The organism is Streptomyces sp. NBC_00086 (assembly GCF_026343255.1).
GTDB lineage: Bacteria > Actinomycetota > Actinomycetes > Streptomycetales > Streptomycetaceae > Streptomyces.
On sequence record NZ_JAPELZ010000001.1, the window covers coordinates 5,249,145 to 5,268,892 of the forward strand.

Sequence of the window (19,748 nt, forward strand, 5' to 3'; positions counted from 1 at the left end):
CGATGCCGGATTCGGATGCGCTGATTTCACTGCACGAGGTCGAGAAGGTCTTCGACGTACGGCGCCGGGTGGGCCTGGTGCGCCGGGAGAAGCGGCAGGTCAGGGCCGTGGACGGGATCAGCTTCGAGGTGGCCCGGGGCGAGATGGTCGGCTACATCGGGCCCAACGGCGCCGGCAAGTCGACCACGATCAAGATGCTGACCGGCATCCTCACGCCGAGCGGCGGCCGGCTGCGGGTCGCCGGCATCGACCCGGCGCGGGAGCGGATGCGCCTGGCGCACCGGATCGGCGTGGTGTTCGGGCAGCGCACGACGCTGTGGTGGGACCTGCCGCTGAAGGACTCGTACGCGCTGATGCGGCGGATGTACCGGATCCCGCCGGCGCGGTTCGCGCAGAACATGGAGCGCTGCGTGGACCGGCTCGACCTCGCCGAACTGCTCGACGTACCCGTACGGCAGCTGTCGCTGGGGCAGCGGATGCGCGGGGACATCGCGGCGGCGCTGCTGCACGACCCCGACGTGCTGTACCTGGACGAGCCGACGATCGGGCTGGACGTGGTGAGCAAGGCGAGCGTACGGGGCTTCCTGCGGCAGCTGAACGAGGAGCTCGGCACGACGGTGCTGCTGACCACGCACGATCTGCAGGACATCGAGCAGCTGTGCGAGCGGGTGATGGTGATCGACCACGGACGGCTGGTGTACGACGGCTCGCTGGGCGGGCTGCACACGGCGGGCGGCGCGGACGGTGCGGCGGCGAGCGAGCGGACGCTGGTGGTGGACCTGGAGCGGGAGCTTCCGCCGATCGAGGTGGCGGGGGCGCGGGTGGTGAAGGTGGAGGGCGCCCGGCAGTGGCTGGCGTTCCCGGCGCGTGCTTCGGCGGCTCCTCTGGTGGCGGCGGTGGCGGCGGAGTATCCGCTGCTGGACCTGTCGGTGCGGGAGCCGGACATCGAGGACGTGATCGCGCGGATGTACGCGGGGCGGGGGTAGGGGGCGGGGGGTAAATCAGGGACAACCCTGAGGAGGAGCGGGGTTCGGGCCGTACCGCTCTCCGGGGTGACTGCATAGGCTGGTCCGCATGAGTGACGAGCGGCCTGAGAAGTCGTTGCCCGAGAAGTCGCGGTCCGAGGAGCCTTCGTCCGCGGAGTCGTCGGGGCCGTCGTCGGCGCCGCTGCCGGAGCTGCGGGCTTCGGACGCCGACCGGGAGCGGGTCGTGGACCGGCTGCGGGACGCCGTCGCCGAGGGCCGGCTCGACATGGACGAGTTCGAGGAGCGGCTGGACGCGGCCTACCGGTCCCGTACGTACGCCGAGCTCGAACCGCTGACGCGGGATCTGCCCGCGCCCGGCGCGACGGCTCCGATCGCGGCCGCCCCGCTGACTCCGGTCGGGCTGACGAAGGCGGTGCCGGCGGGGTCGCAGGCCGCCTGGCCGACCCGGATCGTGGGCGGCGGCGGGGCGGCGGGCGGCCCCGCCATGGCGGTGGCGGTCATGTCGGGCTTCCAGCGCAAGGGCAACTGGACCGTGCCCGCCCGGTTCCACGCGGTGGCGTTCTGGGGCGGCGGCGAGCTGGACCTGCGCGAGGCGAACTTCGCGGAGCGGGAGGTGGTGATCAACTGCGTCGCCATCATGGGCGGCATCCAGATCATCGTGCCGCCGGGCGTCGAGCTCGACGTACGGGGCATCGGCGTGATGGGCGGCTTCGACCAGACCGACAGCCCCGGCCCGGTGGAGCCGGGGGCTCCGCGGGTGGTCGTGACGGGCCTCGCCTTCTGGGGCGGGGTCGAGGTGAAGGTGAAGCCGCCGAAGCAGCGGGCGGTCTCGAAGCAGAAGCCGCGCAAGGAGCTGTAGGGGGAGCTGTAGAAGGAGCTGTAGGGCGACGCGGTCACGGGGCTGCGGTCCACAGCCCGGGGGATCAGTACGGCGCGCCGGGAACTCCCCGGGCGCCCCGGGAGTCGGATGCTATGGAGTCGGACGCTTTGCGGACGAAACCGTCGCCCGGGGGAAGGCAGGAGCACGTGGAGCAGGGCAGCACGACGGCTACGGCGACGGAATCGTCACCACCGTCACCATCGTCACCATCCGCATCGACCGGAGCCGCCGCACGGGGCGGCTTCGTGTTCAGCGAGGCGGACGAGGAGCGCCGGCGCGGCGTCCGCCGGATGAAGCGGACCGCCACCGGCCTGCTGGTCCTGGTCGCGCTGATCTACGTGGCGGCGAAGTGGGCGGAGCACGCGGGCGCGGGCGGCTGGGCCGGGTACGTCGCGGCCGGGGCCGAGGCCGGCATGGTCGGCGCGCTCGCGGACTGGTTCGCCGTCACCGCCCTGTTCCGGCGGCCGCTCGGCCTGCCCATCCCGCACACCGCGATCATCCCGACGAAGAAGGACCAGCTCGGCGTCTCGCTCGGCGAGTTCGTCGGGGAGAACTTCCTCTCCGCCGACGTGGTGCGTACGAGGCTGCACGCCCTCGGCATCGGCGGCCGGCTCGGCGCCTGGCTGGCCGAGCCCGCACACGCCGACCGGGTCACGGCGGAGCTGGCCACCGCCCTGCGCGGGGCGCTGACGGTCCTGCGGGACTCCGATGTACAGGCCGTCGTGGGCGAGGCGATCACGCGGCGGGCCGAGACGGCGGAGATCGCGCCGGGGATCGGCAAGACGCTGGAGAAGGTCGTCGCGGACGGCGGCCACCGCCGGGTCGTGGACCTGGTGTGCGCGCGGGCGTACGACTGGCTGGTCACCCACGCCGAGTCGGTGGAGGCGGCGGTGCAGGGCGGGGCGCCCGGCTGGACCCCGAGGTTCGTGGACCGCAAGATCGGCGACCGCGTCTACAAGGAACTGCTCCGCTTCGTCCAGGAGATGCGGGACATGCCGGAGCACCCGGCGCGCGGGGCGGTGGACCGCTTCCTCGCGGACTTCGCGGCGGACCTCCAGTCGGACACGGAGACGCGGGCGCGGGTGGAGCGCCTGAAGTCGGAGATCTTGCAGCGCGAGGAGATCCAGGACGTGATCGCCTCCACCTGGACGGCGGTCCGCTCGATGATCATCTCGGCGGCGGAAGACGAGCGGAGCGCGCTGCGCCTGCGGGTCCGTTCCTCGCTGATGTCCCTGGGCGCCAGGCTGGCCACGGACGGTCGCCTCCAGGACAAGGTGGAGGGCTGGATCGAGGGCGCGGTGGTCTACGTGGTCACCACGTACCGCACGGAGATCACCTCGCTGATCACGGACACGGTGGCGGGCTGGGACGCGGAGCACACCTCGCGCAAGATCGAGGCCCACATCGGCCGCGACCTCCAGTTCATCCGCATCAACGGCACGGTGGTCGGCGCTTTGGCGGGCCTCCTGATCTACACGCTGTCGCGGGCGGTGGGCGGGTAGCGGCGGGTCAGCCGCGGTCGGCGACGGCCCAGGACGCGGCGGCCATGATGCCGGTGGCCCCGCCGGCCACGCACCTGCTAGTACAGATGTTCTCGTGTGCAGCCATAGTCCAACAGTCGTACGGTGATCGACGTGCAGCTTCGCTACCAGTACCGCGTCTACCCGACGCCCGGTCAGGCACTTCGCGCCCGCCGAGTATTCGGGTGCCGACGTGTGGTCTGGAACGATGCACTGGCGGTCGTCAAGCCGATCAAGGCGTCGAACAAGCTGCTCGGCAGCCCCAAGACCCGGATCGCTGAGGGCCCCTACGGGCAGATCCCGAGGAACCCGGCTCTCTCCCAGAAGCTGGTCACTGTCGGGAAGAAGACCCTGGAGCGTGCGTTCCTGTCGGATGCGCCGGTCGGCGTCCTCCAGCAGACTTTGCGGGATTTCGACAAGGCGTGGGCGGCGCACGAGGACTCCAAGACGGGCAAGCGCAAGGGTCCCAGGGTTGGGCCGCCCCGGTTCAAGACACGGCGCGACAGCCGGCAGACGGCCCGCTTCACCCGCTCCGACCGCTGGTCGATCACCGAGGATGGCCTGCTACGGCTGCCGAAGATTGGTGACATCGAGGTCAAGTGGAGCCGGGATCTGCCATCGGACGCGTCGTCGGTCACCTTGATCAAGGACCGTTCCGACCGGTATTTCGTCTCGTTCGTGGTCGAGTCCGACCCGGCCGCCGACGTTCTTCCGCCCGTGGACGGGGACCAGGGCATCGATCTGGGCCTGACCCGCTTCGCGGTCCTCGCGGACGGCTCTCACATTGCTAGCCCGAAGTACCTGCGCCGGGCGGAGAAGAAGCTGAAGAAGCGGCAGCGGGAACTGTCGCGCAAGGCGAAGGGATCAAGCAACCGGGACAAGGCCCGGATCAAGGTCGCCCGTGCACACGCCACCGTGGCTGATGCGCGCCGCAACTTCCATCACCAGTGGTCTCACAAGCTGACGCGCGAAAACCAAGCCGTCTTCGCGGAGACTCTGAACGTGCGTGGACTGGCGCGTACCCGGCTGGCCAAGAGCGTGCATGATGCGGGCTGGTCACAGTTCCTCATGTTCTGTGAGTACAAGGCGATCCGGCGCGGCCGGTCCTTCGTCAAGGTCGCCCGCGAGTTCCCCAGTTCCCAGATCTGTTCCGCCTGCGGGCACCGGGACGGCCCCAAGCCACTGCATGTCCGGGCGTGGACGTGCCGCAATTGTGGCGCGCGGCATGATCGTGACTGGAACGCAGGCAAGAACATCCATAATTAAGGCCGCCGCGTTCTCGCGGCAATGACACCATCCACCCCCGGACCGGGGGCCTCACGCCGGTAACGGCGCGAGTAAACGCCTGCGGAGTGCGCGTAAGACCAGGCCACGGCCAGGCAGCACATACAACCCCGTCCCATGACGGGAGGAACCAGGAAACACCGTGGTCGTCGCCCACACACGTGAGCGACGACGGACGGAGAGTCGCCCTTGTCCATGGGGCGAGGCGAGGTCAACACAGAGCTCGGTACGTCACGCCCAACCCCACGTCATCAGCCCGTACGCTCGTGCGGCGAGGCTAGCGCGGCCCCTTGACCACCCGTCGGGCCCCCACCGCGCCCAACACCAGTACGGCGCCGCCGATCACCGGATCCGGTACCGCGTCCCGTACACCGCGCGGCAGCACCGCCACCACACCCAACACGAGCAAAAACGCGAGCCCGCACCCGCCGGCGGCCCGAAGCAGTCTGTCCACGCGCTGCTCAACGCGGCCGCCCGGCCGCCCGACACGGACCGTGCCGAGGGGATTTGTCGCACACTCGCCGGATCCGCGCGATGTCTGCTCAGGGAACCCGATGGGCATAAATTCAATCTCCCACCCAAAGGGGCAAACCACCTCGCCCCCTCCCGCCCACCCCGCCCCACTCACCCCTCATCTCACATCAGGAGCCAGGACATCGTGATTTGCTACGGACAGGCCGTCCTCGACCTCGCGGACGAACTGGTCGACGCCTACGCCGACGTCTTCTCCGCCCCGCCGTGGAACGAAGACGAAGAAACCATTCGCCAGTTCGCTACCCGCCTCCCGGCCGACGCCCGGCGCCGTGGTTTCCGTACTGCCTTCATCCAGTCCGCCACCGGCATCGACGGCTTCGCCACGGGCTGGATCACCCCGGCGGCCTTCCCGAAGAACCGCGCGTACGCCCAGGTCGCGGCGCAGCTCGGCTCGGCCCGAGTGAAGGAACTCCTCACCGGGGCGCTGGAGATAGACGAACTCGCGGTACGCCCCTACGCGCGCGGCCGCGGCACCGCCCGGGACCTCCTCACCGAGATCACCACCGACGCCCCGGACCGCCGCGCCTGGCTGCTGACCAGCCGGCTGGCCAAGAACACGGTGGCCACGTACCGCCGCCTGGGCTGGCACGAGGTCACCCCCCTTCCCGGGACGGAGACGGGCGTCATCGTTTTCCTGTCCCCGGACCACCCGAACCGGGCGGCGTAACGGGGACACCCCCTCCAGACCCCCTCAGCACGCAGCGCCGCGCGCGGCACGGGGCAGGCCGCCCCGTCCTTCCGGCCCGGGCCGGCCGGCCCACCCGGCCCTGCCCGCTCGGCCCGGCCCGGCTCCGCTCGGCTCGGCCCGCCTGGTTCGGCCTGCCTGGCCTGCCCGCCTGGCCCGGCCCGCCCGGCTTGGCCCGCTCCGCTCGGCCTGGCTCGGCCCGCTCCGCTCGGCCTGGCTCGGCCCGCCCGGCCCGCCTGGCCCGCCTGGCTCGGCCCGCTCCGTTCTGCCCTGCCCGCCCGGTTCGGTCGGCGCTAGCCTTGCCGCTCTTTCCGGGGCGGCGATCGCTGAGGGGTGCCCCCTGCCGTCGCGGAGCATCTGAGCACGTCCCCTACGCCTGCCCGCCTGCCCGCCTGCCCGCCCGGCTGCCCGCCTGCCCGCCCGGCCGGCTGCCGGAGCTACCGCCCGACCGCCGTACCCACCGACCGGCCGGCTGCCGGAGCTACCGACCGACCGGCCGACTGCCGTACCCGCGGACCGACCCACCGGCCCCCGACCCGGATCCGGGGAGACCCGGGGTCGGGGTCTCGGTCGTGTTCAGGCGGCGCGACGTAACCAGCCCTCCACGCGACCAACAGCCCAACAGCCCTCGCCGCGCGATGCCTCAACGGACGGCGCAGAACACACCTTGAGGGCTCCAGGGGCAACTCCGAAAGATCGCCCGGCGGGGCGTTCGAGCCACTCGGGCGGGGCATACCGCGCCCATGAACCTCACCACACGCACCACGAGCACCACCCACACGGCGACCACCACGCACCCGGCAAGCCGGGCCCACCGGGTGCGGTCCAGGCCCGCCAGCAGGCCAGGACAGGCCTCCCGGGCCACCCCCGATCTCAACTCCACTGCCCGCCGCCAACTCAACCTCGCCACGCGCCACCAACTCACCACCACCGCCGGCGTCCCACCCGGCACGATCACCTCCCGCACCCGCCCGGGAGGGCCCTGGCAGCGACTCCTGCCCCGGGTCTACCTCCTCCAGACCGGCCCCCCGGACCAGCGCCAACGCGCCCTCGCCGCCGTCCTCTACGCCGCCGAGCCCGGCTCCGACACGCTCTCCGGTGACACCGCCGCCCTCACCGGCGGCGCGGCCCTCGCGCTGCTCGGGATCCGCGAAGCCCCGTACACCCCGGCCGACGTCCTGATCCGCGCCCCGCGCAAGCTCACCGGCTCGCCGGAGGTGCGGCCCGTCCCCACCACCCGCTGGCCCCGCACCATCACGGTGTCCGGCATCCCGAGCACCCGTCCGGTGCGCGCGGCCGCGGACTACGCGGCCCGGACCGAGGAGCCGGCGGACCGGATCCGCTCGGTCCTTGCCCAGGTCGTCCAGTCCGGCTGGTGCCACCCGCAGGACCTGCACGCCGAACTCCGCGCCGCCCGCCTCCTGACCCGCCCCGCGATCCGCGCGGCAGCTGCCGAACTCCTCGCCGGAGTCCGCTCGGTGGCCGAGGCCCTGGCCCGCGACACCCTCTCGGCCACGGACCTCCCGACGCCGCTGTGGAACGCCCGCCTCCACACCCCGGACGGCACGTTCCTGGCGAGCCCGGACGCGTACTGGCCCGACGAGGGCGTGGCCCTGGAGATCGACTCGGCGGAGTACCACTACAACCGCGACTCCTGGCACGCCACCCTCCACCGCCGCCTCCGCCTGGAGTCCCACGGCATCCTGGTGGTCAGCGCCACCCCGTCGATGATCCGCGACACCCCCTCGGAAGTCATCGCAGCCCTCCGCACCCTCCTCACCCTGACCACCACCCGCCCCACCCCACCCACGGCCATGGCCCGAGGCCACGTCCAACTGGAGCTTCCTGTGCCCTGACAATGGCGAGGTGGAAGCCCTTGAGAGCACTCCAGGCGACCGTGCTCGCATGAGCCGGCAGAAGAGCAAGGACACCGGGATCGAAATGGCCCTGCGGCGCGCATTGCACGCGTCGGGGTTGCGATACCGGGTGCATCGGCGTCCGGCGAAGGGAGTGCGACGCGAAGCCGACATCGTCTTTGGGCCCACACGGATCGCCGTCTTCGTCGACGGCTGCTTCTGGCACGGATGTCCCGAGCATGTGACGTGGCCTCGGCGAAACGCCGAGTTCTGGCGAGCCAAGATCGAGGGCAACCGGGCGCGCGACCGCGACACCGACGTGCGCCTGGCCGAGTTGGGCTGGTTGTCGCTCCGCGTGTGGGAACACGAGAGCCCCGACGAAGCCGCCCTCCGTATCGCCGCAGCGGTCGCGGGACGGCGGGCAGCTCGAGGCTCCGTATCGCAGTGAGCCGGTCAGCCCGCCCCGTGGCACTCCCCGTAAGGCCGCCCCGATGTGCACCAGCAGGCCGTGGTGCTCGTCGGGGGCCACGGGGTGGCTTTGCCTCGGGCTGCCAGGGTGGTGGCGTATTCCGCCAGGAGGGACGGGGACGAGGGGGAGGTTTTCTCCGAGGCTGCGAAGGCCTCGTACGAGGGGACGCTGGCCGTGACGATGCCGAGGTTCGTCGTGCCCGAGGCGGCCAGGGTGCGGAGGGAGGCTTCCACCTGGGCCAGGTGGGCGTCGTGGGAGGGGTACTCCGCGGACAGGGTGGGGTACGACGTCAGGAGCTCCGCCAGTTCGCGGGCCGGCCAGTGGAGGATCGCCACCGGGAAGGGGCGGGAGAGCGCGGCGCGGCGGTCGCCGAGTTCGGCGCGCAGGCGGGCGATCTCGGCGCGGAGTTCGGCGGGGTCGTCGGAGCCCAGGGCCCAGATGCGCTTGGGGTCGTGGAGCTCGTCCAGCGGGATCGGGCCGATGTGACGGGTGTCCGCGACCATGTCCCAGTCGTCGTGGGGGAGGGCCAGCAGGCGGCGTACGCGGTGGCGGCCCGTGAGGAGCGCGGTCGTGGCCGGGGTGAGGGGGGCGTTGTCCGGGGCCAGGAGGGTGGCCGCCTCCGTGAAGCACTCGTGGGAGGCTTCGAGTTCGTCGTGGGCCTCCAGGGCCTCGGCGATGACCTCCCAGGGCGCGGGGTCCGAGGGGGCCGCCGCGCGGATGCCCTGGATGAGGGCGCGGGCCTCGGGCTCGTGGCCGTACTCCCAGAGGTTGGCCGCCTGGAGGGCCTTGATGAGGGAGGGGTCGTCGACCGTTTCGGCGGCCAGGAGTTGGTCGTAGAGGGCGCTCGCCCGCTCGCGTTCGTCACCCAGTTCGAGGTGGGCCGCGGCCTGGAGGAGCAAGGGCTCCTGGTCCTCGGGGTAGCGGGTCGCCGTGCGGATGAGGCGCTCGGCTTCGGCGATGTGCTCGGCAGGCGTGTCGGGGCGCATGGTTTGCAGCGTACTGCCGCTGGTCAGTTGACGGGGGAGGACTTAAGGTGCCGCCCGTGCGAGATCGCGTGCGGGTCGTGGTGCAGGGCAGGGGCCGGCGGTCGGGCCGGGCCGGTATCGCGGGTGCGTTGTGGGCTGCCGGTGAACTGGCCGTCACCGTCGGCGTGGTGGTGATGTTGCTGGTGGTGCACCAGGTGTGGTGGACCAATCGGCAGGCGCTGAGTGCCGCGCACGAGGTGGTCAGGGAGCTGGAGGAGGGCGGGTGGCCCGGCTCGCCCGTGGAGGGGGAGCCGGAGGGGGGCCAGGAGAGGCCGTACGTCGAGGATTCCGTCGGGCCGTCCGACGGGCCGGACGGTGACGGGTCCTCGGGCGATGCGTCCGCCGGGAACTCCGGGCCGCGTACCGCCAAGCCGCCGCGGGAGTCGGCGTACGGCATCCTGCGCATTCCGCGTCTCGGCGTCGCCGTGCCCGTGGCGCAGGGCGTGGACAAGCGGTCCGTGCTGGACAAGGGGTACGCCGGGCACTACACGGGGACCGCGCAGCCCGGGGCCGAGGGGAACTTCGCGGTCGCCGGACACCGCAACACGCACGGGGAGCCGTTCCGTTACATCAACCGGCTCAGGCCCGGGGACGAACTGATCGTGGACGTACGGGGGAAGCGGTACGTGTACCTCGTCGGCCAGACGCTGGCGCAGACGACCGAACGCGACACCGGGGTGATCGCGCCCGTCCCGCGCAGCGCCGTCACGCCGGGGGCCGGGTACAGCGAGCCCGGTGCGTACATCACGCTGACCACCTGCACGCCCGAGTACAGCTCCAAGTACCGGCTCGTGGTGTGGGGGACGCTCAAGCGCTGACGGGCAGACGGACCGTAGTGTGGGGCGGTGCGTCGAAAAAGGGTGAAACGTCCGCAGTTGGTGTGGCTCGCCGTGCCGTTCGTCCTGTTCGTCGGAGCGCTGCCGCTCGCGAACCGGGTGGAGCCGGCGCTGGGCGGCGTACCGTTCCTGCTCCTCTGGTTCATCGGGGCGACCCTGCTGACCCCGCTCGCGGTCTGGCTGACCTGGCGCGGGGATCACCGGTGAGTCAGGCGGCCGTGGCGACCGCCGTCTTCGGCGTGTTCATGGTGGCCACCGTCGCGCTCGGGCTGCTCGCGGTGCGCGGACGCGGCGGGGGCGGCGGCGGGCTCGCCGAGTGGTCGGTGGGTGGGCGTTCGCTCGGCACCGTGTTCATCTGGGTGCTGATGGCGGGCGAGGGGTACACGAGCTTCAGTTACCTCGGCGCGGCCGGCTGGGGCTACAACTACGGCGCCCCGGTGATGTACGTGGTCGCGTACATGTCCTGCGGCTACGCGGTCGGTTACGTCGTCGGGCCCGTGCTGTGGGACTACGCGCGCCGCCACGGCCTCGTCGGCATCACCGACATGGTGAGCCACCGGTACGGGCGCCCCTGGCTTGGTGCGGCGGTCGCCGTCCTCGCGACCGTCTTCCTCCTCCCCTACATCCAGCTCCAGATCACCGGAATGGGTGTGGTGGTCTCGACGGTGACCTACGGGGCGGTGTCCCTGGAATGGGCGTACTTCATCGCCTTCGCCGTCACCACCGGCTTCGTCGTCGTCAGCGGGCTGCGCGGCAGCGCGTGGGTGTCCGTACTCAAGGACGTGCTGGTCATCGGCACCCTCGGGTTCCTCGCCGTCTACGTGCCGCACCACTACTTCGGCGGCTACGGGGAGCTCTTCCACCGGCTCACGGCCGAACGCCCGCAGTGGCTGACCCTCCCCGGCGCCGGTGGCGGGGAGGGCGGCCGGGGCGAGCTGGGGGTGGGGTGGTTCGCCTCCACCACCGTGCTGAACGCGCTGACCGTCGTCATCTTCCCGACCACCGTGGCGGGGTACCTGGGCGCGCGCAGCGCCGACGCGCTGCGCCGCAACGCCATCCTGCTGCCCGCCTACAACGTGCTGCTCTTCGTGCCGATGCTGCTGGGCATGGCGGCGTTGTTCGTCGTACCGGGCCTGACGGGCGCCGAGTCCAACCTCGCGCTGTTCAAGCTGGTCGTGGACTCCCTGCCGGCGTGGGCGGTGGGGGTGATCGGGGTGGCGGCGGCCCTGTCGTCGATCGTGCCGATGGCGGTGTTCATGCTGGTCATCGGCACGATGTGGGGGCGAAGCGTGCTCTCGCTCGTGCCGCGCTGGAGCTCGGGGGAGCGGCAGAAGCTCGCCTCGCAGGTGGTCGTGGTGGCGGCCGGGACGATCGCGCTGGTGATGACGTACACGGCGCCGAACACGCTGGTCAGGCTCTCGCTCGTGTCCTACGAGGGCATGGCGCAGCTGGTGCCGATGCTGCTGCTGGGTCTGGTGTGGCGCAGGCTCACGACGGCGGCCGCGGTGTGCGGGCTGGCGGCGGGGGTCGTGGTGGTCTGCGGGCTGGTCTTCACGGGCAACGACCCGGTGTGGGGGGTGAACGCGGGGATGGTCGCCCTCGCGGTGAACCTGGTGGTCGCGCTGACGGTGACCTGGATCGGTCCCCGGGAGGGGGCGTGGAGCGGGGCGGGGGACCCGCGGCCGGACGTGGAGGTGCTGGCGCGTGATCCGCTGCCCGGGGACGGGGATCAAAACGAGGTCCCGTCCGTTGTCAGTGAGCGCGGCTAGTATCGATCGCGAGTACGAGTACGAGTACGGGTGCGGGTGCGAGTGGCGGATCTCCTACGGGAGTTCGCGCGCGGGAGCGGCGGGAGGGGGCGGTTCGTATGGCAGAGCACAGCGGGCTTCGCCCCGTGCGGTTCCGGTTCACGTCGCCGTCCGCGCGACTGGTGGCGCTGCTGGCCTCGCTCCTGGTGCTCGGCGGCTTCCTCGGGCTGTTCGCCGGGGAGGGCGGGCTCGGCGCGGTCGTGGTGGCCCTCGCGGCGACCTTCGCCGTGGGCGCCTCGGCCTTGGCCGCCCGGCTGGTCCGGCCGGTGCCGCCGCACCGAATACGCACCGCGATCCGTGATCGCGAGCAGCGCACGGCGTTCTTGCCGCAGCGCGATCCCGACGCTTCGGGCCGTTCGCGGCCCAGGGCGCCCGGCCGTCTCCTTCCGACGGCCGCGTAGGGGCGCGCAGCTCCTTCCTCCTGATCACTTCTGATCGCTTGACCTTGCCGCCCCTCGCGGGTCGTCACGCCGAAACGCATCTCTTTCGACGTTCGACGAGTCCCTTCGGAGGGCCCACGTGTCCGTTTTCATTGATCTTGTTGCTGTGCTGGGCCGGCTGCTGGACCCGGTGCTGGCCGAGTCCGCGACCGCTGCCGCGATCGTGCTGTTCACCGTGCTCGTGCGGCTCGCGCTGCACCCGCTGAGCCGGGCCGCCTTCCGCGGGGCGACCCCGGTGGCGGGGCTGCTGCCGATGCTGCTCCAACTGCCGGTGTTCTTCCTGATGTACCGGGCGTTCTCCTCGGCGGAGATCGGCGGGGCCGCCAACGAGCTCCTCGGGCACCGGCTGTTCGCCGCGCCGCTGGGGGACCGGTGGGGCGACGCGCTCGGGGACGGCGGCCTGTTCGGGGAGCAGGGGCTGGTGTTCCTCGGGCTGTTCGCGGTCGTCGCGGTGGTGGCCGCGTGGAGCGCGGTGCGCGCACGCAAGGCGGCGGCGCTGATGGCCGCCACGGCCACGGCCACGGCTACCGCAACCGCCAAGGCCACAGGCAAGGCCGCCAAGGGGAAGGCCGCCGGTGCCAAGGCCGCCGGTGCCAAGGCCGCCGGGGCAGCCGGTGCCCTGACTGCCGAGCAGCAGGAGGTCATGCGCAAGCTGGGCGGCGTACTGCCCCTGCTGTCCTTCGGGACGCTGATCACGGCTGCCCTCGTGCCGCTGGCGGCCGGGCTGTACCTGGTCACCACCACCGCCTGGTCGGTGGCCGAGCGCATCTGGCTCCAGCACCGCAAGGACCGGGCGGAGCGTGTAGGGCGCACGGTCGGCGGAGCAGAGCGTTCCGCCATGTGAACAGGGTCTTGCGGATGAGGCCGACATCTTGGAGGATCGACCAATCCTCCGATGGCCGCAACCCATCGTCCGGCCCGGGGCATGCCCAGGGCCGACCACCCTCGACCACGGGAGAATGCCCATGAAGCTGCTGCGTGTAGGACCCGTCGGGTCGGAGCGCCCCGCGCTGCTCGACCAGGACGGGACCCTGCGGGACCTGTCCGGCCTGATCACGGATGTGGACGGCGCGCTGCTCGCCGACGACTCCGTGCTGTCCCGGGTACGGGACGCGGCCGGATCCGGTGAGCTCCCGGTGCTGGACGCCGAGGGTCTGCGGATCGGGTCCGCGGTCGGCCGCATAGGCAAGGTCGTGGGCATCGGCCTGAACTACCACGGGCACGCGGCCGAGGTGGGCGCCGAGGCGCCGGCCGAGCCGATCGTGTTCCTCAAGGCCCCGGACACCGTGGTCGGCCCCGACGACACCGTGCTGATCCCGCGCACCAGCGTCAAGACCGACTGGGAGGCCGAGCTCGGCGTCGTCATCGGTGCCACCGCCCGCTACCTGGCCTCCCCCGAGGAGGGCCTCGCGCACGTCGGCGGGTACGTGCTGGTCAACGATGTGACCGAGCGCGCCTTCCAGACCGAGCGCGGCGGCACCTGGGACAAGGGCAAGAACTGCGAGACCTTCACCCCGCTCGGCCCCTGGCTGGTCACCGCGGACGAGATCCCGGACCCGCAGGTGCTGGACGTCAAGCTGTGGGTCAACGGTGAGCTCAAGCAGGACGGCAACACCTCCGACCAGATCTTCCCGGTCGGCGAGGTCGTGCGGTACGTGAGCCAGTTCATGACCCTGTACCCGGGCGACGTCATCGTCACCGGCACTCCGGCCGGTGTGGCCGCGGGCCAGCCGGAGCCGAAGCCGTTCCTGCGGGCGGGCGACGTGGTGGAGCTGGAGATCGACGGGCTCGGCCGTCAGCGCCAGGAGTTCAAGGACGCGTAGCCGGGTCGGTCCTCGCGGATCGAAGGGCGGATGAAGGAGAGGGGCGGTGCCGTCGTCGACGGCGCCGCCCCCTTCCCGTTCTCCGGCACGCTCCCCGGCAGGGTCTGCGCCGGGGCTCGGACGGGTCAGACCTTCACCGCGCACCCGTCCCTCGACGACCTGAGGGCCGCCTCCAGTACGTCCAGGCAGTGCGCCGCCTCCAAGGCCGTGACGGGAGCCGGGCCGCCGTCGCGCAAGGCCGCCGCCACGGCCGCGTAGTAGGCGGGGTAGTCGCCCGGCGCCGTCCGTACCGGCGTGCCACCGCCGGTCAGCGGCGATTCCCCGGAGCCCAGCCGGCCCCACAGGTGCTCGGGCTCCTCGCCCCAGGTCCGGTCGGGGTCGCCGGGGCGCAGGCCCTCGCGCAGTGCCCCCTCCTGGGGGTCCAGGCCGTACTTGACGTAGCCGGCGCGGGAGCCCAGGACGCGGAAGCGCGGGCCCAGCTGGGCCGTGGTCGCGCTGACGTAGAGGTGGGAGCGGACCCCGCTCGCATGGGTGAGGGCGATGAAGGTGTCGTCGTCCGCCTCGGCGCCGGGGCGGCGCACGTCGGCCTCCGCGTAGACCCGTACGGCCGGGCCGAAGAGGACCAGCGCCTGGTCCACCACGTGGCTGCCGAGGTCGTACAGCAGGCCGCCGATCTCCTCGGGGGCGCCGGACTCCCGCCAGCCGCCCTTGAGCTGCGGACGCCAGCGCTCGAAGCGGGACTCGAAGCGCTGGACCTCGCCCAGCTCGCCGTCGGCGATGAGCCGGCGCAGGGTGAGGAAGTCGTTGTCCCAGCGGCGGTTCTGGAAGACCGAGAGGAAGGTCCCGGTCCGGTCGGCGAGCGCGGCCAGTTCGCGGGCCTCGGCAGCGGTGGCGGCGAGCGGCTTGTCCACGACCACCGGGATGCCGGCGGTGAGGGCGGCGGTGGCGAGCGGGACGTGCGTCTTGTTCGGGGAGGCGATGACGACGAGGTCCGGGGCGGGGCTCTGGGCGAGCAGCTCGGTGGCGGTGGCGGCGATCCGGACGTCCGGGTAGGCCTCGCGGGCCTGGGCGGCGCGGCCCGGGTCGGAGGTGACGACGGTGTCCAGGACCAGGCCCTCGGTCGCGGAGACGAGCGGGGCGTGGAAGACGGAACCGGCCAGTCCGTAGCCGACGAGTCCGACGCGGAGGGGTGCGGTGGGGGTGAGGGGGGTGGCGGGGGAGGCGGGGGCGTTCATGGGTCCACTTTGGCAACAGTGTTGCTTAAGTGCAAGGAGGGTGGACAATGGCCAGGTGGACAGGGGTAGCAGGGGTAGCGGCGGCAGCAGGGGCGACACGAGCGGTGGCGGCGGCGTGAACCTGCCGGCGCTGCGCGGGCACAACGACGCGCTGGTACTCGACCTCCTGCGCGGAGCCGGCCCCGCCGGGCTCGGCCGCGGTGACCTCGCCGCGCGTACGGGACTCACCCCGCAGGCCGTCAGCAAGATCGCGGCGCGGCTCCGGAGCGAGAACCTGGTGGCCGACGCCGGACGCGAGGCCTCCACGGGCGGCAAGCCGCGCACGCTGCTGAGGCTGGTGCCGGAGGCGCGGTACGCGGTCGGGGTGCACCTGGACCGCGACGAGCTCACGGCGGTACGGGTCGACCTGGCGGGCCGCGTCGTCGCCGAGGGGCGGTCCCCGCTGGACTTCGGGGCCGCTCCGGACACGGTGGTCGATGAGGCCGTACGGGCCGTCGCGCGGGTGTGCGGTGACCGGCCGCTCCTCGGCGTCGGCGTGGCCGCGCCGGGGCCGCTGGACTGGCGGACCGGGGTGCTGGGGCGGGTGACGGGGTTCCCGGAATGGGAGGGGTTCCCGTTGCGGGAGGTGCTGGAGGGGCGGCTGGGGGTTCCCGTGCGGGTGGACAAGGACACCAACGCGGGAGTCGCGGCGGGGGCCGGCTTCGGAGAGGCCGCTTTCGGGGAGGCCGTGGCGTACGTGCACGTCGGCACCGGACTGGGAGCGGGGCTCCGGCTGGCCGGCGGGGGCGAGGTCTACCGGGGGCGGCGCTCGGCGGCGGGGGAGTTCGGGCACCAGGTGCTGCTGCTGGACGGGCCGGCGTGCCGGTGCGGGGGGCGCGGGTGCGCGGAGGTGCTGTGCCTGGACGCGGTGGCCGCGGGGCGGCTGGAGGAGGCGGCGCGGATCGTGGGGGAGGCGGCGGCGAACCTTGTCGCGCTGCTGGATGTGGATCGGGTGTTGCTCGGGGGGCGGGTGGTGGCGGGGGCGCCGGGTGTGTTCCTGGCGGGCGTGCGGAAGGTTTTGGGGGTGCGGGGGTTTGTGGGGGGTGCGGTGAGGGTGGAGCTTGCCGAGGGGGGTGTGGCGGAGGGGGCGGCGGAGTTGGTGCTTGGCCCGTTGTTCGGGCGGGGGGTGTGAGTGGCCCCCGGGGACTTGGCCCCCCGGGCCCCTGGCCCCCTGGCCGGACCCCGGTTCTCAGACGCTGGACCCTTGGATCTGCATGTCCGCCGAATGGGGGGAAACGGGTGGAACTCGGGCGTGGTGCTGGACATGGGGTCGGGCGTGCGTGGGAGGGTGCGGGCAAGGCCGGGGTGATTGTCGGGTTGTCCGGTGATCGGTTCGCGGGTCGCTTCGTTGGGTGTTCTGTCGTCGGCGAGTAGGGGTTCTTCATGCGACTGCGCAAAGCCCTTGCCCTTGCAGCCGTCTTCGTGGCCACGGCCACGGCCACCGCCACCGCCGCCCCCACCGCGTCCGCGGACATCGGTACCGGTGGCGGAGCCCGTCCCGCGCCCGCGTTGCCCTCGCGGGTGGAGGCCGTCTGCGGTGACGGGAAGAGCACGCAGTTTCCGATCGGTGCCCGCATTCGCGGTGGACCGGCGGTGTACCGGACCGGTGGTGCGGCGCAGACCTGGTACCTCGACCTCACCAACACCACCACCGCCGAGTGCACGGCCATCCACCCCGTCGTCGTCTTCACCGACCCGGCCCGCGCCCTGCGACCCGCCCATTTCCGCATGGAGTTCGACGCCCCCGGCAGCACCTTCCCCGTCAGCCTGGAGCGCACCGACCGCGAAGAGATCGTCGCCGTCTTCGACGGTGGCGACGCCTTCGCCGGCTTCACCGTCGGCCCCGGCGGTTCGGTGACCGTCACCGTCCGGCTCGCCTTCGCCCCCGGCGCCCCGCGCGGCGAGGTCGTCGCCGATGCCGCGCTGGTGCAGCGCAAGGGTGATGACGGCGACTGGATCGGCGAGGCGGGCGGCTACCGGTTCGAGATCCAGGGCCCCGACGCCGGTGAAACGGGCGAGGCCGGAGCGCTGGCCGACACCGGCCGCACCACGGGGTCCTGGGCGTACGGCGCCGGCGCCGCGGCCGCCGCCCTGCTCGGCGGCGGCGGACTCCTGCTCGGGGCCCGCCGGCTGCGCAAGGGGCCCGGCCCGCAGTCCTCGTAGGCGCAGTCCCCGTAGGTGCGAGCCCGGTGGGCGCAGTCCCCGTAGACCCGGCCCGCGGTGAGCCCCCGTAGACCCGGCCCGCGTTGAGCCCCCGTATGCGCAGCCCACGTAGAGTCCGAGGGTGGAAGAACCGACCGCCTACGCGCACCACCACCAGCCCGGCCTGCCCGTCCGCTCCGGCATCCCCGAGCACGGCCGCATCCCCAAGTACTACGCCGTCAAGGCCCGCATCGCCGGGCTGCTCGACGACCTCGGCGAGGGGGGACCGCTCCCCACCGAGCGCGATCTCGCCGAGCAGCACGAGGTCTCCCGCGAGACCGTCCGCCAGGCCCTGCGCGAGCTGCTGCTGGAGGGCCGGCTGCGCCGCTCGGGCCGCGGTACCGTCGCCGCCGGGCCCAAGCTCGAACAGCCCCTGTCGCTGGCGAGTTACACCGAGGGCGTACGCCGCCAGGGACGCACCCCGGGGCGCCATCTGATCGGCCTGGAACGCTTCCCCTGCCCGGCCTCCGTGGCCCCCGGCATCGGCGCCGAACCCGGGGAGCCGGTCTGGCACCTGGAGCGGGTGCTGCTCGCCGACGAGGAACGGGTCGGACTGGAGAGCACGTACGTCCGGGTCGCCCGCGCACCCCGGCTCGACATCGATTTCCAGCCGGACTCGTCCTTCTACGGCTACCTCCACGACAGCCTCGGCATCTCCTTCGGCGACGCCGACGAGAAGCTGGAAACGGTCCTCGCCACGCCCCGCGAAGCCCTGCTGATCGGCACCCCGCCCGCGCTCCCGATGCTGCTCATCCACCGCTTCTCCCGGGATCGGGACGGCAGGCCGCTGGAGCGGGTGCGTTCTCTCTACCGTGGTGACCGGTTCAGCTTCACGACCCACCTGCAGCCCGAATAGTCCCGCCCGAACATCCCCGTAAGCCCTGAAAGAGGACGAATCAGGATCACGGAATGGTAACGGGTCTAGTCCAAGCGTTGGAGGCTGTTCACCGGCCCGTCGCCCGGGGGATCCTCCCGGGTCACGGGCCGCCGTCACCTTGGAGCACGTGAGAGTCATAGTCGTCGGAGGCGGCGTGGTAGGCACCATGCACGCCTGGCAAGCAGTGGAACGCGGCCACGAGGTCGTCCAGATCGAGCGAGAGGCGGAGGCCCGCGGCGCGTCATTGCGCAATTTCGGCCAGATCTGGGTCAGTGGACGGGCCGGTGGCGAGGAGCTCGACACCGCCCTGCGGGCCCGCGAGCTCTGGGAGGCGATCGGTGAGCGGGTGCCCGGCCTCGGCTTCCGCGCCATCGGCTCCCTGACCCCGGTACGCAACTCCCGCGAGCACGCCGTCGCCGAGGCCGCCGTGGCCCGCGCCGACGCCGCCGCCCGCGGCTACAAACTGGTCACCGCCGACGAGGCCAGGGCGATCAACCCCGCCCTGCGCGGCGCCTTCGAGGCCGCCCTGTGGTGCGAGCGGGACGCGGCCGTGGAACCGCGCACCGCACAACTCCACCTGCGCGAAGCCCTCAAGGCCTCCGGCCGCTACACCTTCCTCCCCGGACGGGAAGTGCGCGAGGTCGTCGGGAACGGCGCCGTCCGCGACGACCACGGCGACGTCCACCAGGGCGACGCCGTCATCCTGGCCACCGGCGCCTGGCTCTCCGGCCTGGTCCGCGAGCTGGTCCCCGACCTGCCCGTGCGCCGCGTCCGGCTGCAGATGATGCAGACCGCCCCGCTCGGCGAGACCCTGACGACCTCGGTCGCCGACGCCGACAGCTTCCGCTACTACCCCGCCTACAAGAGCGAGGCCCTCGACGAGCTCAACGCCGAGCAGGCCCAGGCGCCGATCGCCGCCGCGCACAAGATGCAGCTCCTGATGGTGCAGCGCCGGGACGGCGGACTGACCATCGGCGACACCCACGAGTACGAGCACCCCTTCGCGTTCGACACCCTCGAAGACCCCTACGCGCACCTCACCGAGGTCGTCGAGTCCTTCCTGGGCCGCCCGCTGCCGCGGATCAGGCACCGCTGGGCGGGCGTGTACGCGCAGTGCACCGACACCACCCGCGTCGTCCACCGCCAGCAGGTGGCCGACGGCGTCTGGCTGGTGACCGGGCCCGGCGGCCGGGGCATGACCTGCTCGCCCGCCATAGCCGAAACCACCGCGAACGAACTGGGCTGGTAA

Annotated in this window: 19 protein-coding genes and 1 pseudogene; 17 read left to right on the forward strand and 3 right to left on the reverse strand. The window is 72.4% G+C overall.

Features of this window, described 5'->3' with window-relative positions; all coding sequences use genetic code 11:
• The first annotated feature begins 2 nt into the window (after positions 1-2).
• From OG276_RS23580 to OG276_RS23595, 4 genes and pseudogenes are all read left to right on the forward strand, one after another.
• Entirely contained in the window at positions 3-986 is a 984-nt protein-coding gene (locus OG276_RS23580; RefSeq protein WP_266908468.1) for an ATP-binding cassette domain-containing protein, read from the forward strand.
• An 88-nt stretch (positions 987-1,074) separates the two neighbouring features.
• A complete protein-coding gene (locus OG276_RS23585; protein WP_266908470.1) occupies positions 1,075-1,845 on the forward strand; it encodes a DUF1707 domain-containing protein in 771 nt (256 codons plus the stop codon).
• Positions 1,846-2,108: 263 nt separating this feature from the next.
• Positions 2,109-3,368: pseudogene (locus OG276_RS23590) on the forward strand (DUF445 domain-containing protein); the annotation flags it as partial.
• 123 nt (positions 3,369-3,491) lie between these two features.
• Positions 3,492-4,652, forward strand: coding sequence for an RNA-guided endonuclease TnpB family protein (locus OG276_RS23595; protein WP_266908472.1), 1,161 nt, complete (start codon positions 3,492-3,494; stop codon positions 4,650-4,652).
• A gap of 295 nt (positions 4,653-4,947) precedes the next feature.
• Here OG276_RS23595 and OG276_RS23600 read toward each other — a convergent pair whose 3' ends face one another.
• On the reverse strand, positions 4,948-5,124 hold the full coding sequence (locus OG276_RS23600) for a hypothetical protein (RefSeq protein WP_266908474.1): 177 nt from the start codon (positions 5,122-5,124) through the stop codon (positions 4,948-4,950).
• Between the two features lie 204 nt (positions 5,125-5,328).
• Here OG276_RS23600 and OG276_RS23605 point away from each other — a divergent pair, with 204 nt between their 5' ends.
• The 3 genes from OG276_RS23605 (at position 5,329) to OG276_RS23615 (ending at position 8,193) form a co-directional block, all read left to right on the forward strand.
• Complete coding sequence (locus OG276_RS23605; protein ID WP_266908476.1) at positions 5,329-5,871, forward strand: N-acetyltransferase; 543 nt, start codon at positions 5,329-5,331, stop codon at positions 5,869-5,871.
• A gap of 761 nt (positions 5,872-6,632) precedes the next feature.
• Positions 6,633-7,745, forward strand: a complete 1,113-nt coding sequence (locus tag OG276_RS23610) for a hypothetical protein (protein WP_266908478.1) — start codon at positions 6,633-6,635, stop codon at positions 7,743-7,745.
• A 49-nt stretch (positions 7,746-7,794) separates the two neighbouring features.
• Positions 7,795-8,193: a very short patch repair endonuclease gene (locus tag OG276_RS23615; RefSeq protein ID WP_266908480.1), complete on the forward strand. Its 399-nt coding sequence runs from the start codon at positions 7,795-7,797 to the stop codon at positions 8,191-8,193.
• Positions 8,194-8,198: 5 nt separating this feature from the next.
• Here the strand turns inward: OG276_RS23615 and OG276_RS23620 are convergent, their stop codons facing one another.
• On the reverse strand, positions 8,199-9,200 hold the full coding sequence (locus tag OG276_RS23620) for an SEC-C metal-binding domain-containing protein (RefSeq protein ID WP_266908482.1): 1,002 nt from the start codon (positions 9,198-9,200) through the stop codon (positions 8,199-8,201).
• A gap of 56 nt (positions 9,201-9,256) precedes the next feature.
• Between OG276_RS23620 and OG276_RS23625 the strand changes: the two genes are divergently transcribed.
• From OG276_RS23625 to OG276_RS23650, 6 genes are all read left to right on the forward strand, one after another.
• On the forward strand, positions 9,257-10,057 hold the full coding sequence (locus OG276_RS23625; RefSeq protein WP_266908484.1) for a class E sortase: 801 nt from the start codon (positions 9,257-9,259) through the stop codon (positions 10,055-10,057).
• Positions 10,058-10,099: 42 nt separating this feature from the next.
• Positions 10,100-10,282: a DUF3311 domain-containing protein gene (locus OG276_RS23630; RefSeq protein ID WP_266908486.1), complete on the forward strand. Its 183-nt coding sequence runs from the start codon at positions 10,100-10,102 to the stop codon at positions 10,280-10,282.
• Between the two features lie 38 nt (positions 10,283-10,320).
• Complete coding sequence (locus OG276_RS23635; protein WP_266913058.1) at positions 10,321-11,844, forward strand: sodium:solute symporter; 1,524 nt, start codon at positions 10,321-10,323, stop codon at positions 11,842-11,844.
• A 98-nt stretch (positions 11,845-11,942) separates the two neighbouring features.
• On the forward strand, positions 11,943-12,284 hold the full coding sequence (locus OG276_RS23640; RefSeq protein WP_266908487.1) for a DUF6412 domain-containing protein: 342 nt from the start codon (positions 11,943-11,945) through the stop codon (positions 12,282-12,284).
• Between the two features lie 118 nt (positions 12,285-12,402).
• Complete coding sequence (locus OG276_RS23645) at positions 12,403-13,167, forward strand: YidC/Oxa1 family membrane protein insertase (protein ID WP_266908488.1); 765 nt, start codon at positions 12,403-12,405, stop codon at positions 13,165-13,167.
• A 121-nt stretch (positions 13,168-13,288) separates the two neighbouring features.
• On the forward strand, positions 13,289-14,146 hold the full coding sequence (locus tag OG276_RS23650; protein ID WP_266908489.1) for a fumarylacetoacetate hydrolase family protein: 858 nt from the start codon (positions 13,289-13,291) through the stop codon (positions 14,144-14,146).
• A gap of 125 nt (positions 14,147-14,271) precedes the next feature.
• Here OG276_RS23650 and OG276_RS23655 read toward each other — a convergent pair whose 3' ends face one another.
• Positions 14,272-15,381, reverse strand: coding sequence for a Gfo/Idh/MocA family oxidoreductase (locus OG276_RS23655; RefSeq protein ID WP_266908491.1), 1,110 nt, complete (start codon positions 15,379-15,381; stop codon positions 14,272-14,274).
• A gap of 55 nt (positions 15,382-15,436) precedes the next feature.
• Here OG276_RS23655 and OG276_RS23660 point away from each other — a divergent pair, with 55 nt between their 5' ends.
• From OG276_RS23660 to OG276_RS23675, 4 genes are all read left to right on the forward strand, one after another.
• Complete coding sequence (locus OG276_RS23660; RefSeq protein WP_266908493.1) at positions 15,437-16,552, forward strand: ROK family transcriptional regulator; 1,116 nt, start codon at positions 15,437-15,439, stop codon at positions 16,550-16,552.
• A gap of 251 nt (positions 16,553-16,803) precedes the next feature.
• Positions 16,804-17,583, forward strand: a complete 780-nt coding sequence (locus OG276_RS23665) for a hypothetical protein (RefSeq protein ID WP_266908495.1) — start codon at positions 16,804-16,806, stop codon at positions 17,581-17,583.
• A 121-nt stretch (positions 17,584-17,704) separates the two neighbouring features.
• Positions 17,705-18,478 carry a GntR family transcriptional regulator gene (locus OG276_RS23670; protein WP_266908497.1) on the forward strand — a complete coding sequence of 258 codons (774 nt, stop codon included), beginning with the start codon at positions 17,705-17,707 and terminating at the stop codon, positions 18,476-18,478.
• A 148-nt stretch (positions 18,479-18,626) separates the two neighbouring features.
• A complete protein-coding gene (locus OG276_RS23675) occupies positions 18,627-19,748 on the forward strand; it encodes a TIGR03364 family FAD-dependent oxidoreductase (protein WP_266908499.1) in 1,122 nt (373 codons plus the stop codon).

What these genes read in the sequence shown, in the direction of transcription:
- OG276_RS23580 (WP_266908468.1), top strand. Translation starts at nt 3, where the DNA reads ATGCCGGATTCGGATGCGCTGATTTCACTGCACGAGGTCGAGAAGGTC.
- OG276_RS23585 (WP_266908470.1), top strand. Translation starts at nt 1,075, where the DNA reads ATGAGTGACGAGCGGCCTGAGAAGTCGTTGCCCGAGAAGTCGCGGTCC.
- OG276_RS23610 (WP_266908478.1), top strand. Translation starts at nt 6,633, where the DNA reads ATGAACCTCACCACACGCACCACGAGCACCACCCACACGGCGACCACC.
- OG276_RS23615 (WP_266908480.1), top strand. Translation starts at nt 7,795, where the DNA reads ATGAGCCGGCAGAAGAGCAAGGACACCGGGATCGAAATGGCCCTGCGG.
- OG276_RS23620 (WP_266908482.1), bottom strand. Translation starts at nt 9,200, where the DNA reads ATGCGCCCCGACACGCCTGCCGAGCACATCGCCGAAGCCGAGCGCCTC.
- OG276_RS23635 (WP_266913058.1), top strand. Translation starts at nt 10,321, where the DNA reads ATGGTGGCCACCGTCGCGCTCGGGCTGCTCGCGGTGCGCGGACGCGGC.
- OG276_RS23640 (WP_266908487.1), top strand. Translation starts at nt 11,943, where the DNA reads ATGGCAGAGCACAGCGGGCTTCGCCCCGTGCGGTTCCGGTTCACGTCG.
- OG276_RS23650 (WP_266908489.1), top strand. Translation starts at nt 13,289, where the DNA reads ATGAAGCTGCTGCGTGTAGGACCCGTCGGGTCGGAGCGCCCCGCGCTG.
- OG276_RS23655 (WP_266908491.1), bottom strand. Translation starts at nt 15,381, where the DNA reads ATGAACGCCCCCGCCTCCCCCGCCACCCCCCTCACCCCCACCGCACCC.
- OG276_RS23665 (WP_266908495.1), top strand. Translation starts at nt 16,804, where the DNA reads ATGCGACTGCGCAAAGCCCTTGCCCTTGCAGCCGTCTTCGTGGCCACG.